Consider the following 14,936-nt stretch of genomic DNA (forward strand, 5'->3'; position numbering starts at 1 on the left):
AGATGTGTTATGCAGGTTGCGCCTCGATCGCACTTACTGGCCCTTTCGTTTCGATCGTATTAGTCACTTTGAACCCTGCTGATGAAAGCAAATTATAAAACTCATCCTCTGTACGCATAAAATTACCACCAAGAAGAAACAAAGTTAAGCTACCCATACCAATAAAGGGCGACATTTTGCCTTGAGGCAACATAAAATCAACAATTATCAGCCTATCTTTAGCTGTCATAGCTTGGTAGCAGTTCTTAAGAATTGTAATAGCATGAGTATCGTCCCAATTGAGGAGGACGCGAGAGAGTAAGTAAAGATCGCCACCAGAGGGAACCGAATCAAAAAAGCTTCCTCCCACTATTTGACACCTATCCGCAACCCCCGCCACTTCCAAAACCTTATCCGCACCGACAACAACATCTTCGCGATCGAATAAAATGGCTTGCATCTTCGGATTCGCCTTAAGAATAACAGCCGTTAGCGTTCCAATCCCCCCTCCAACATCCACAAGCGTCTTAACTTCTGAAAAATCATAAACTTCAAGAACTGGAAGCAGCCACTCCCTTGTCGTCTCCTTCATCCACTCATTAAAATTTACACTAGCCTCATAATTCTGCTTCAAATAACTATATAAACTCATTTTAAAAGTAGATTCAAATGCAGTTTGTCCTGTTTTTATCCCGTGCAGTAAATTACCCCATGCTTGATACAGTTCATCACCCATTGCCATAACTGTACCCCGTAAAGAATCAGAAGTTCCAGTTAAAAGATGTTTGCCAAGATTATTTAATTGAAACTTATTATTATTTTCCGCAGAAAACACACCAACGCTTACCAGCATACGCATCAGGTGATAAATACTACGAGAATCTACCCCAGTAGCTTCGGCAAGTTCATCAGCAGTCTTAGAACCGTTACTGAGAATATCTGCAATTCCCAGTTTAGTGGCCACAAAAATGGCCTGCGATTTTTGATACCCATACATCATTTCTAGTAGCACTGACGATGAAGTTTCACCTTCGGTTTGGGCATTTTCTGAATATAAAGTCATACGATGTCCTTAAAAAATCATCTATTTAAAAATTGCAGAAGTAAGTAGTTGGGCTTTAGCCCTCTTAAAAAGTAAGTAGTTGGGCTTTAGCCCTCTTATGCGCCCAAGCCCAACTACGTACCTTAATCATCCCATCCTTTTCCATAATCTCTTACCGGATATTCTACCCATGCACTTCTTAGCCACTCTCTTCCATGATACTCTAAATACCAATGTACGCTACTCGCTGACCAATCATAAGGAGATTTTGCCCAGCTATGTTTGACAGGATTGTAATGGATCTAATTAATGGTTGTATAATAATGTCTTTCCGAACGCATAGCGCGATCGCTAAACGAATGCCATACTTTACCTGTAAGATTATCCTCAAGATTCCATTGTCGAGCTAACAGGCCGTGAATCGAACGAAAGAGTACACTTAATTGTGACATATTAACATGATGTACTAAGAGATGATAATGATTTGGTAAAACCACCCAAGCATTAATTTCTATACCATCTGAAATAAACTTATCAAAAATTATATCTAAAAGTTGATGACGGCGATCCTGAGTGTTAATACGAGATTTATGCTCAAAACAACTAACTGTAAGATGGTAAAATTCAGAATCTTGCACTGGATGAGGTGGAGAATGAGCAGGATATCCCTTAGCCAACCTTTGATTGACAAGTTGCACCCGTTCTTCTAGTGTCAATTTCCGATATTCATACATAAAGGTAAGTAGTTGGGCTTCAGCCCTCTTAAAAGGTAAGGTAAGTAGTTGGGCTTCAGCCCTCTTAAAAGGTAAGGTAAGTAGTTGGGCTTTAGCCCTCTTAAAAGGTATAGCAACCGCCAGGGCGGTTAGGACATTCTTAATTCCTCAATCTCTTGATTATACCCCCTTCTTACCCTAGCCCCTAGCAATCTTAGCCCCTAGTCCCAAGCTATACGTAGTTGGGCTAAAGCCCTCTGAGGGCTTTAGCCCAACTACGTACCAGCTTGATGCCCTCAGAGGGCTTTAGCCCAACTACTTACCTAATCAAGGTATCCTTTAAGTTGTTCAGCCATAACCTGAACATGAGGGGGGTAATTCATAGTAATATGATTTCCCGGCACTTCTTTTACTTCTATACCTCCAACAGCAACCTCAATCCAGGGCAATTCTGGATTTTTAGGATTAACTTCATTTTGTTCGATAGCACGAAAAAATATAATTCGACCCGGATAAATTCGAGGTATATAATTCCGCATCGCCTGAGCGTGTACTTTAAATAGATGAAGAAACTGGCGAATCTGAGGTAATCCAAAATCAGGAGGAACTACCCTATTCGCAATCTTTACTTGCTCCAAAAAGTAAACAAGTTGCTCATCGGGATCGAGCTTTTGAAGGACATCAAAAGAAAGAGAAAGACTGAAACCAACACCCAGCAAATAAACTAGAATAGCTGTATCATCTTCCATCGCCAAAACAGGCATTTGACCAGGGCCAGGAGTATCTATTAAAGTTAGTAATGCTATCTCTTCACCTAGCGCCTTGAGTTGCTGCGCCATCTCAAAAGCAACAGTGCCTCCAAAGGAAGAACCACCCAAAAAATAGGGGCCTTTAGGTTGTTGAACGCGCACTGCTTCGATATAGCGGGCAGCCATTTCCTCAACTTTAGTAAAAGACTCTGTTTCTTGATCTGAGACGTGCGCTTGTATTCCGAAAACAGGCCGATCTGAACCTAGATAACGTGCTAAATCCCGATAAATGTAAACATGGCCCCCTACCGGATGAACTAAGAACAAAGGTTGTTTAAAAGTACCGCGCTGAATCTCCACTAACAATGGCTCAGAAGCTTGTTGGGCTTGCCGATCATCACTCTCCGACAAGTCGGAATTATTTTTAATTAATTCAGCCAAAGCTGCAATAGTCGATGATTGCAATAGGCTATGGGGAGACAAAGACTTATGCAGTGTTTCGTTTAATTTAGTTATTAGTTGAACTGCGAGTAATGAGTCTCCACCTAAGTCAAAAAAGTCATCATGAATTCCTACTTGCTCAATACCGAGAAATTCTTGCCAGATACTAGCAATAGTTTGCTCAATCTCATCTCTAGGAGCAATATAGGTATTGTGTAAATTCGGTCGAGAGTGATGTGGTGTTGAATCTACTGGTTGGGAATTTTCATCTGGTAAAGATGCAGTTTTAATCGGTTGCTCGATTCCTGGTGCTTCAATCCAGTAACGTTGGCGCTCAAACGGATAGGTTGGCAATGGGAGACGATAACGCTGCTCATCAGCATAAAATTTAGACCAATCTATTTGTACTCCTCCTAACCAGAGCTTACCCAAGGTAGTAAGTAAGAAAGCTACATCTGAATTTTGGTCTTGCGGATGGCGTAATGAAGAAAGTACAATCTGTTCGGCTACTTTATTTGGATGCTGTTTGGCTAGCGTGTTTAATGTGCGTCCCGGCCCCACTTCTAGCAATATTTGATTTTTGTCTATTAATAGCTGTTGTAAGCCGTCTGCAAACCTTACTGTTTGCCGCAGATGTTGAGCATAATAACTCGGACTTGTCGCCTCCGTCGCTGTAATCCAATTACCAGTAACGTTCGACAAATAGGGAATTTTAGGCGATTTCAGCTTAACTTTTTTCACCTGTTCAGTGAAGGGTTCTAAAATTGGCTCCATCATCTGTGAATGGAAGGCATGGGAGGTGTGCAATCGGCGACACTCGACACCTTTTTCAAGTAGCTTTTGTTGCAATTCATCTATGGCATCAGTAGTACCTGAAACCACGCTCATAGATGCTCCATTAATCACAGCTATGTCGAGTTTATTGCCCATAAATGGTTGCACTTGCTGTTCTGGAAGTGGAACTGCAAGCATGGAACCACTCGGCAGTTGTTGCATTAATTTACCTCGTGCAGCTACCAAGGATAAGCCATCTTCCAAGGAAAAAACACCAGCCAAACAAGCTGCTACATATTCACCAATGCTATGACCAATCATCGCTTTGGGATGCACTCCCCAAGACATCCACAATTTAGCTAAAGAGTACTCGATCGCAAAAAGTGCTGGCTGTGTAATTGCAGTCTGTTTTAGTTGATTTGTCGCCGCTTCTGCTTCTGATTCGCTGGGATAAAGTACGTGGCGCAGGTCAATTCCCAAATGAGGTTTGAGAATTTCCGAACATAAATCGATTTGTTCGCGAAATGTTGGTTCAACTTGGTAGAGTTCCAAGCTCATATTGATGTACTGCGAACCCTGTCCTGAAAACATAAAGACGACAGAGTGATTTTTGGACTCTTGGAAGTTGGTAAAAACTCGTTTTGAATCGAGATTTTCCAGCGAAATCGCGCCCTCTTCAATATTATTACAAACCACTATCCGTCGATGGCTGAAAGCTCTTCTACCAACTTGCATGGTGTAAGCAACATCAGCCAGGGTTACATCTGGATTTTGCTTTAAATATTCCGCCAAATTTACAGTTGCACTATCAAGTGCAGAGCTAGTTTTTGCCGATAAAACTAGCAATTGTGATGGTCTGGATTCTCCAGATTTTTCTACGCTAGGTGCTTCTTCAAGAACTACATGAGCATTAGTTCCACCAATCCCAAAGGAACTAACCCCAGCACGACGGGGTGTTTTACCTGCTTTCCATTCGGAAAGTTTAGTGTTAACATAAAAGGGACTATTAGCAAAATCAATCTTAGGATTAGGCTGTTCAAAATGCAGGCTAGGTGGTATTAATTGGTGTTTAAGAGCCTGGACAGTTTTGATTAAGCCAGTGACACCAGCAGCAGTATCCAAATGTCCGATATTAGTTTTGGCGGAACCGATCGCACAAAAGCCTTTTTTCTTAGTTTCGGCGGAAAAAGCTTGCGTAAGCGCGGCAATTTCTATCGGATCGCCGAGGGGTGTTCCAGTTCCGTGAGCTTCTATATAGCTGATAGTGTCAGGGTGAACTTCTGCTAGTGCTAGAGCATCTGCGATCGCTTGCGCTTGACCATCTATACTGGGAGCCGTGTAGCCAATTTTGAAAGCACCATCATTATTGAGCGCACAACCTTTGATTACCGCATGGATATAATCTCCGTCTGCGATCGCATCCTCTAATCTTTTCAAAACCACAATTCCCACACCGCTACCGCTAACAGTCCCCTGCGCCTTAGCATCAAAAGCTCTACAATGTCCGTCGGGAGAAAGAATCATTCCCTCTTTATAAAAATATCCTGTTTTTTGGTTAACGCCTATAGAAACGCCACCAGCCAAAGCCATATCGCATTGATAATTCAGCAAGCTTTGGCAAGCCATGCTGATAGCAACCAATGAAGTAGAACAGGCTGTTTGGACAGTAATACTCGGCCCTTTCAAGTTTAATTTGTAAGAAACGCGAGTTGACAGAAAATCTTTCTCATTCGCGATCGCAAGTTGGAAATCTCCAACGGATTCTCTAAGCTGACGGTTCGGATAAAGGTTATTCAAGAAATAAGTATTGAAACTTCCTGCACCCGCGTAAACCCCAATCGAACCTTCATAAGTTTCCGAGTTATAGCCAGCATTTTCTACCGCCTCCCAAGCCAACTCCAAGAAAAAGCGATGTTGTGGATCTGTGATTTCAGCTTCTCTAGGATTAAACCCAAAAAATGCAGCATCAAACAACTCAATATCATCCAATACCGCTCTTGCTTGTACATAGTTTGGATCGCGCAATACTGACTCGTCAATGCCTGAAAATTTCAGTTCTTCTTCAGAGAAGAAAGAAATAGATTCCACACCATCGCGTAGGTTTTGCCAAAACTCATCAACATTTTTAGCCCCTGGAAAGCGACCAGCCATGCCGACGATCGCGATACCTTCTATAGAGTCGGAAGTTTCAGATTTATCCATTTTTATTCTTTCCTTGTAACAATACTTCGGACTATTTTCTGTGGCGATCGCAAGCGCAGAATTTGGGAGGTACGTAGTTGGGCTTTAGCCCTCTTTGAGCACACAAGCGCAACAAGTGTACCTTGCGATCGCAAGCGCAGAGTTTGAAGCGGTATGTTGTTGGGGCCTGACCATCAAAGAGCGCTGAAGCGCAACAACGTACCTCATAGAGGCGGTAGTTTCAGAGTTATCCATTTTTATTCTTTCCTTGCAAGCGTTGTTTTTGCTTTTGTCGATTGATTGCTTCTTTTTGCTTCTGGATGCGATCGCGACTAGCATCAAAAGAGGATTCTTCGTCCTGCTCCTGACTTAAATATTTAGCCAAAGAGCTAATGGTTGGATATTTAAACATCTCAATCATTGAAACATCTCTGTCGATCGCTTCTCGCAGTTTACTATGAGCCTGAGCCATCAGTAATGAATGACCGCCTAAATCGAAGAAATTATCATCGACACCGACTTTCTCTAGGTGTAATACCTGTTGCCAAACGGTAGCGATCGCTTGCTCCATATCAGTCTGCGGTGCAACGTAACTCGTTTCTAATTCTATGTTAAGAGCATCTGGAACTGGTAGCGCCAGAGGGTCTACTTTGCCATTAGGTATCAGCGGCAAGGCATTCAAGAACACAAAGCTGGAGGGCATCATATAGTTGGGCAGCTTCTGCTTGAGAAAATTGCGTAAACTCCCGACCCCTGTGCGTTGCAAAACTTTCCAGAAACCCTGAGTTTCCAGAAGATGGGCTATGCTCTGTTGAAAAAGAGCTTGTTCGATCGCACCCAAAGCCAACTCAATCCCTGCTTGGTTTCCCTGACACCAAGCGACACTTCCCTCAAACCAGCGCTCCTCACCGAATCCGGCCATATGCAAGCGCAGGCGGACAGATTGACCGGGCTGACAAGTATCTGGCACATCCACTAAGCCGAGGCCACCTAATGAGATGTCTTCTGTGCGAAGTTTCACCGCCGCGTGACCGTCAAATTCTGCCAGACACTCGCTCTTGAAGGGAGTACGTTCTGGTGTGAGGTTGGAAACGATATAGGCTACTAGGCGCTGATTGCCGGACGCATCTTCTCGCTTCATAACTAAGGACTCTCGCACATCCGGGTGTTGGCTCAATATCGCCTCGATCTCGTTCAGTTCGATGTCCAATAAATTATCATCGACACCAACTTTTTCTGGGTGTAATACTTCTTTCCAAACGGTAGCGATCGCATCTTCGCTCTCAGTCTGGGGTGCGCCATTATCCAACTGTCGATTAAAAGTATCAGGGTCTGGTAGCGCCTTGCGGTCTATTTTGCCGTTGGGTGTTAGCGGCAAGGCATTCAAAAACACAAAGCTGGAGGGCATCATATAGTTGGGCAGCTTCTGCTTGAGAACATGGCGTAAACTCCCGATCGCCGTGCGTTGCAAAACTTTCCAGAAACCCTGAGTTTCCAGAAGATACGCTATGCTCTGTTGAAAAAGATCTTGTTCGATCGCACCCAGCGCCAACTCAATCCCAGCTTGGTTTCTCCGACACCAAGCGACAGTTCCCTCCACCCATAGCTCCTCATCGAATCCGGGCAGATGCAGGCGCAGGCGGACGGATTGACCGGGCCTACAAGTATCTGGTATACCCAATAAGCCGACGCCACCTAATGAGATGTCTTCTGTGCGAAGTTTCACCGCCGGATTCCCGTCAAATTCTGCCAGACATTCGCTCTTGAAAGGGGTACGTTCCGGTCTGAGGTTAGAAACAATATAAGCTACTAGGCGCTGGTTGCCGGACGCATCTTCCCGGTTTATAACTACAGACTCTCGCACATCCGGGTGTTGAGCCAACGTCGCCTCGATCTCGCCCAGTTCGATGCGGAAGCCGCGAATTTTCACTTGGTGATCGATGCGACCTAGAAATTCGATATTGCCATCGGGTAGGTAGCGAGCTAAATCGCCAGTTTTATAGAGGCGAGAACCCGGTTCATTGCTAAAGGGGTTGAGAATAAAGCGATCGGCAGTTAGCTCAGGTCGGTTGAGGTATCCCCGTGCTAAACCATCACCGCCAATGTAGAGTTCTCCGGGTACGCCGATCGGAACAGGTTGCAGTTGAGTATTGAGAAGATAGACCTGTGTGTTGGCAATAGGCCGACCGATGGGCAGTTTCTCCTCGCAATAACTGACTTCAGCGACTGTGGCACAGACCGTGGATTCCGTCGGCCCATAAGCGTTAAAGAACCGACGACCCGGTGCCCATTTAGCTACAAGTTCGGCGGAAACAGCTTCTCCCCCAACAATAATTGTCCGCAAGGTAGGAAGCTCTTCAAAGGGAAGAACTCTCAAGACTGCTGCTGGTAATTCAATGTGGGTAATAGCTTGATCGCGCAACACTTCAATCAAACCAGAGCCTGCCAAAAGAGCATCATTGGTTGCGATATAGAGAGTTGCTCCCGAACACAAGGCAATCACCCAATCGGAAGTTGCAACATCAAAGCTCAAGGAAGCAAACTGGAGGACACGGCTGGAGAGATCTACGTCGAATATCTGAATCTGTGCTTTAGCGAGATTGCATAGTCCTCGGTGCCCCACCAGTACGCCTTTTGGTCTGCCTGTAGACCCCGAAGTGTAGATTACATAGGCCAATTTGTCAGATGTTAAGCTACCTCCAGGGTTTTCCTCGCTCTGTCGCTCAATGACTTCCCAATCTGTGTCCAGACAAACGGTACGTCCTTGATGTTTAGGAAGAGATTCCACCAACCGCGCCTGAGTCAGCAGCACTGGCACTTGGGCATCTTCTAACATGAAGGCAATGCGTTCTGGGGGATAAGCTGGGTCTAGCGGTACATAAGCTCCACCAGCTTTGAGAATGCCCAAAATTCCTACCACCATCTCCAAGGAACGTTCGACGCAGATGCCTACCATTACTTCAGCGGTGACACCCAAATTGCGGAGATGATGCGCTAGCTGATTAGCTCGTTGGTTCAGTTCTTTATAGGTAAGTTGCTTATCTTCAAAGACTAATGCGATCGCGTCGGGCGATCGCTCTACCTGCTCTTCAAATAACTGGTGTATGCACGCATCTTTGGGATAATCGGTCTGGGTATGATTCCACGCCGCCAACTGCTGCCGCTCATACTCAGTCAAGAGGGGTAACTGCGAGATTTTCTGATCTGGGTTGGCAACAATGCCTTCTAGTAAAGTCTGAAAATGCCCCAACATCCTGGTGATGGTTGCGGAATCAAACAAATCCGTATTGTACTCAATACGACCAATGATGCTATCCGGTCTTTCCTCTACATCCAAAATCAGATCGAACTTCGCCGTATCGGTCTGGATATCCAGATAACTCACATTCCAACCCTCATGCAAAGATGGCATTGGAGGTTGAGGAGCAAACGCCACTTGGAACAGGGGGTTTTGGCTGAGGTTTCGTTCTGGTTGAAGTGTTTCTAATAGCTTTTCAAAAGGCACATCTTCATGAGCATAAGCTCCTAAAGTTACTTCCCGCACCCTAGAGAGAGCTACTTGGAAACTAGGGTTCCCTGACAATTCGGTACGCAGCACCAGAGTATTAATAAAAAACCCAATTACCTTTTCTATCTCTGGTCTGTTCCGACCCGCAGTGAACGTTCCCACCACAATATCTTCTTGTCCGGAGTAACGATATAGCAAGATCTTGAACGCTGCCAGCAGGGTCATGTAGAGGGTCACCCCTTCCTGCTGGGAAAGAGCTTTGAGTGCTTCTGTCAAGTTTTTAGATACGACTAAACGTTGCCTTGCACCCCGGAAGGTTTGAACAGGGGGTCGGGGGCGATCTAATGGCAGTTGTAGTACAGGCAAATCAGCTAGCTGTTGCTGCCAGTAACCTAACTGACTTTCCAGAATTTCTCCTCTAAACTTCTGCTGCTGCCAAACTGCAAAGTCGGCATATTGTAAGGGTAATTCTGGTAATACTAGAGTTTTTTCATTACAGAACGCTTCGTAGAGTGCTGCTAGTTCTGGCAGGAAAACATTGTATATAGAAATACCGTCTATGACGATGTGGTGGAAGGTTAGGAATAACCTGCAATCTTCATCCGATAGCTGGATCGAAGTAGCTCGCATTATTGGGCCAGAAGTTAAGTCGAAAGGTTCCTTCGCCTCTGTACTAGCTAACTGCAAAGCTTCGGCTTCCCGTTGGTCTACAGGCAATTGCCTCAAATCCACAAACTCTAAATTAAAAGTATCGGCAGGTGGATCGATAACTTGAATTGGCTGTCCATTTACTGTAATAAAGCGCGTTCTCAAACTTTCGTGACGCTTGATAATTTCGTTTAGAGCTTTTGCAAGGGCATGAACATCAATAGCACCAGGAAAACGAATCGTGCAGGGTTCATTATAAACAGGGCTATCGGGTGCTAATTGTGCGAGGAACCACAATTGTTGCTGGTTCCATGAAAGTGGCAAGTTTTGGTTTCTAGAACTTGCTGGAATCGAGGTAACTTGCAAGTTTCCCTTTTCCGAATCGCTTTCTAAAATGCGTTGCGCTAGTGAGGCTATGGTGGGAGAACCAAACAAGCTACCCACAGGCAATTCTACTTTTAATGTGTTGCGTAATCGACTGTCGATCTGGATCGCCAGTAAGGAATGTCCGCCCAATTCCAAAAAATTGTCGTAAATGCCAACTCGTTCTATTCCCAGCACTTCAGCCCAAATTCCTGCTAAGATTTCTTCGATCGGGGTGCGAGGTGCGACATAATTTTCTTCCAAATCGGGTCTGGAAGTGTCTGGTGCAGGTAGAGAACGGCGATCGACTTTGCCATTGGGGGTCAGCGGGAGTGCCTCCAACAGGACAAAGCGATCGGGCATCATATAATCTGGCAGTTTTTCATGCAGAAAACTGCGGAGATGCGGTATCAACTTTTGGGCAACATTCCTCTTTAGTGGTTGATTGGCGTAGTGGCTCCAAGGTTGGGCGGGGATAGTGTTTTCTTCGGTAACTATTATCTCTTTAGTTTCCGCTACTTTTGTTGGGAAATTGTGTCGAAAAACCACGTCATAACTGCCAGAAGCACTGGCTTCTAACCAGCTAATATGGATTTGGTAATGGAATTCTTGACCTAATAACCAAAGTTCTTCGGGATCTATTCCCAGTGGGGATGTTTTTTGTAAGCTGTTACGCCATTCTCCTACAGTTTCTAGCCCTGAGTTAGTGTTCAGCCATTGGAGAGTTTTGATTTCTGTTTCTAGACGGGCGTTGGGGACTTGTCGCAAGCCGAGTATTTCTGGGGAGGTCGTTTGCAGCAATTGGCGGATGGATGCCATTGTCCAATTGGGTTGCCAGTCTAACCATTTGATATCTTTGGTGACAGGAACTCGTTCTCCTATATGCAGAATTACATCGTAGCGAAATCGAGTTAATTCATTGTGGTGAACGCCACGCTTGGGCAGAATTTCAACATGACCGATTTGTGGTAGATGTTGCTTCAAAGCGGTGAAGAAAGCTGGGTCGATGACCAATTCTTCTTCTTGCGCCATTAGCGATCGCACGGTGGAAAGTAATTGCGTTCGTTCCAGTTCTGCGGATGCCCGATGTAATTGCACGGAGGCATGATAAGCTTCCAGTAGCGGCAGACTCCGCAAATCGCCCAAGAAAATGTTGCCGCCACTGCGTACTGCATTCACTGCCCCTTCTAGAACTTTCAACAAATAGTCAATGCTGGGGAAATGCTGAATTACCGAGTTGATGATGACTGTATCGAGGCTGTCTGCTTCTATGCCTTCAAAGTTGTCTGCCGTCCTTTCGAGAAGTGTGACATTCTCTAATCCCTGCACCGACATCTTCATCTGTTCGATATAGCGTAGTGCTTGTGGAGAGAAGTCCGCAGCCCGGTATTGAGTGCAGTGAGGAGCAATTCGAGACAGTAGCAAACCTGTTCCGCAACCGATTTCTAGAACGGATTGGGGTTGCAATTGGAGAATGCGATCGACAGTATGCTCTACCCAAGAGCGCATCTCGTTTTCTGGGATAGGCTGGCCTGTGTAACTACTGTTCCAGCCGATAATATTAAAGGTTTGATTTTGATGGGTAGGAGTCTGGCTGTAGGTATTTTCGTAGAGTGTTTGCCATTGCGAGAGGAGTTCGGTATAGTTATCTAACTCTGGCTCGGACGATGAGGAGTTTTTTGGCTTTTCAACCACATAAGCCACCAAGCGCTTGTTACTTGGTGCATCCTCTCGGACTATGACAACAGCATCTCCTACATCAGAATGTTGCCTAAGTGCTGATTCAATGTCCCCCAGTTCAATGCGGAAACCACGAATTTTTACCTGGTTGTCGATCCGACCGATAAATTCGATGTTGCCATCGGGCAGATAGCGACCTAGATCTCCCGTACAATAAAGGCGATCGCCTGTATGAGGATGAGTGATGAAGCGCTGGCTGGTTTTTTCCGGATCTCGCCAATAGCATCTAGCTAAACCGATACCCCCAATATAGAGTTGTCCTGCCTCTCCTTCCTGGCATTCCTCCATTGCTTCGTTCAGTATGTAGAAATGCTGGTTGGTCATGGCGCGACCGTAAGGGATGCTTTTCCAGCCTGGGTCAACTTTGGCGATCGGATATAAAATAGACCAGATGGAAGCTTCGGTTGCACCTCCTAAGCTGATCACCGCCGGGGTTGAAGGTTGGTCTAGCTCAGATCTTGCACCAAGGTACTGGGCGGGCGAGACGCCCACCCCACAAGAGGCTGATTTTTCTTGTGGGATGGGCATCTTGCCCGTCCTACTCAATTGAGGTGCAAGATCTAAGTCTAAACTTTCGGATGCCGACCTAGAAACCAAATCTTTGATTCGATCTGGCAAAGTCAGGGGTATCCAATCCCCGCTGAGAAGGACTAATCGCAGAGATGATGGCAGAGTTTTGCCACAACCAGCAGCATAATCCACAAGCATCTGCATCAATGGCGGTGCTGAGTCCCAGAGGGTAACTCGTGCTTGCGTCATCACATCGAGCCAGTCAGCAGGATCTGGCGTTGCGGAAGCTTTGGGGATAACGACAGTCCCTCCAGCAGCCAGCAGACCGAAAATATCATATACTGACAGGTCAAAGCTCAGGGAAGAGACAGCTAAGACGCGATCGCCACTTCCCACTTCAAAGCGTTGGTTAATATCGAGGAGCGTGTTGACTGCACCGCTATGCGCGATCGCGACTCCCTTGGGTTGACCAGTAGAGCCGGAGGTATAAATCACATAAGCTAAGTTATCCGATGTCACCTCGCTGTCTGGGTTTTCGTTGGTGAAGCGATCGACTATTTCTGAATTCCCATCTAAACAGATAACACGCGCTTGGTGTTCGGGTAGAGACTCGACTAAATGCTGTTGTGTAAGCAAGACTGGCGTTTGGGAATGTTCCAACATAAATGCCAGTCTGTTTTGGGGATAATTCGGATCTAGTGGTACATAAGCTCCCCCTGCTTTGAGAATGCCCAACAAACCTACGACACTCTCTAAAGAGCGTTCCACACAGGCGGCGACCAATACCTCTGGCCCTACACCCAGACTTCTCAGATGGTGCGCCAGCTGGTTAGCTTGGGAATTTAACTGTTGATAAGTTAGCTGCTTTCCTTCAAAAATTACTGCGATCGCGTCAGGCGATCGCTCTACTTGGAACTCAAATAGCTGGTGGATGCACTTATCCTGGAAATTACCGAGCATTTTATTCTTCCTTCGATGAGGAACCTTAGATTATTGTTCCCATATTTGATCTGAAAACTACATCTGGAAGATTCTACTTTCCTCTGCTACAAGACTACCCATGAGCTGACGCTCACAACAAAGGATTGAAAATATCACTTTCTCATACCAAATCCGGGTTGGTTACCCCATGAGAATTTTTGGCCTAAACATTGTAGAGACGTTTCATGAAACGTCTCTACAGCCTAGAGACATAATGTGGGTAATCGTTGCGGATTTGGTATAATTTGGAATCAAAGGCTTATAAGTTATGATAGATTTTACTGTAGCTATTCCCACCTATAATGGAGCCACCCGCTTACCTAAAGTTCTGGAGCGACTGCTCCATCAGCTCGATACAGAACATTTCGCCTGGGAAATCATCGTTGTTGATAACAACAGTGAAGATCATACTGCAAAAGTTGTTCGAGAGTATCAAGCAAATTGGCCGCAAGCCTATCCGTTAAAATACGTATTTGAAGCCGAGCCCGGAGCTGCATTTGCCAGGAATAGAGCCGTAGAAGAAGCCAGAGGCAAATTGATTGGCTTTTTGGATGATGACAATTTACCGGAGCCTGACTGGGTAGCAGCTGCTTACGAGTTTGCACAAGCGCATCCACAGGCGGGAGCTTATGGCAGCCAAATACACGGCTTATTTGAAGTGGAACCACCCCATAATTTTAACAGAATTGCTAGTTTTTTAGCAATAATCCAGCGAGGCCAAACGGCACATCGCTACGAACCGCGTCAAAAGATGCTACCGCCTGGAGCCGGTTTGGTAGTTCGCAGACAAGTTTGGCGCTTGAGCGTTCCCAAGCGTTTGGTATTGAATAATAAGGGTAAAGAAGCAGGGTTAGCCAGCGAAGATTTGGAAGCTTTGTTGCATATTCAGAAAGCGGGTTGGGAAATTTGGTACAACCCAGATATGCAAATTTACCACGATATTCCGCGCTGGAGATTGGAAAAAAATTACCTGATATCTCTGGCTCGTTGTATTGGTTTAAGTCGCCATCAGTTGCGAATGATGAGACTAAAAAATTGGCAAAAACCGCTGCTAATTCCTGTTTATTTTGCCAACGATATGCGTCGCCTGATAATGCACTGGATTAAATATGGAGGTGTTGCGAAAAAAGATGCGATCGCAGCTTGCGAATTAGAGCTATTGCGGTGCAGTGTAATTAGTCCCTTCTTCCTTTGGCAAAAGCAATATTTAGACTTTAAAATCGCATCGAAAATAACCAAAAAAAAGCTAGCTGACTTACAGATGAAAGAGCAGCCAGTATCAGGCAAATCAAGATAACCAAAAATTG

At 45.3% G+C, this 14,936-nt stretch carries 5 protein-coding genes; 1 reads left to right on the forward strand and 4 read right to left on the reverse strand.

Annotation, left to right across the window (positions count from 1 at the left end):
* Positions 1–7 precede the first annotated feature (7 nt).
* The 4 genes from LAY41_RS02275 to LAY41_RS02290 all read right to left on the reverse strand — a co-directional run bounded on the left by LAY41_RS02275 (position 8) and on the right by LAY41_RS02290 (position 13,608).
* Positions 8–1,042: an acetylserotonin O-methyltransferase gene (locus LAY41_RS02275; RefSeq protein ID WP_249093633.1), complete on the reverse strand. Its 1,035-nt coding sequence runs from the start codon at positions 1,040–1,042 to the stop codon at positions 8–10.
* 281 nt (positions 1,043–1,323) lie between these two features.
* On the reverse strand, positions 1,324–1,737 hold the full coding sequence (locus LAY41_RS02280) for a transposase (protein WP_249093634.1): 414 nt from the start codon (positions 1,735–1,737) through the stop codon (positions 1,324–1,326).
* A gap of 320 nt (positions 1,738–2,057) precedes the next feature.
* The gene (locus tag LAY41_RS02285) at positions 2,058–5,900 is read right to left on the reverse strand and encodes a type I polyketide synthase (RefSeq protein ID WP_249093635.1); all 3,843 of its coding nucleotides are present in this window, start codon (positions 5,898–5,900) and stop codon (positions 2,058–2,060) included.
* A gap of 226 nt (positions 5,901–6,126) precedes the next feature.
* The gene (locus tag LAY41_RS02290; RefSeq protein WP_249093637.1) at positions 6,127–13,608 is read right to left on the reverse strand and encodes a non-ribosomal peptide synthetase; all 7,482 of its coding nucleotides are present in this window, start codon (positions 13,606–13,608) and stop codon (positions 6,127–6,129) included.
* A gap of 289 nt (positions 13,609–13,897) precedes the next feature.
* Between LAY41_RS02290 and hpsE the strand changes: the two genes are divergently transcribed.
* Positions 13,898–14,926: a hormogonium polysaccharide biosynthesis glycosyltransferase HpsE gene (gene hpsE, locus LAY41_RS02295; protein ID WP_249093639.1), complete on the forward strand. Its 1,029-nt coding sequence runs from the start codon at positions 13,898–13,900 to the stop codon at positions 14,924–14,926.
* Positions 14,927–14,936: the final 10 nt, after the last annotated feature.

Origin of the sequence: Argonema galeatum A003/A1 (assembly GCF_023333595.1) — a bacterium.
Lineage (GTDB): Bacteria > Cyanobacteriota > Cyanobacteriia > Cyanobacteriales > Aerosakkonemataceae > Argonema > Argonema galeatum.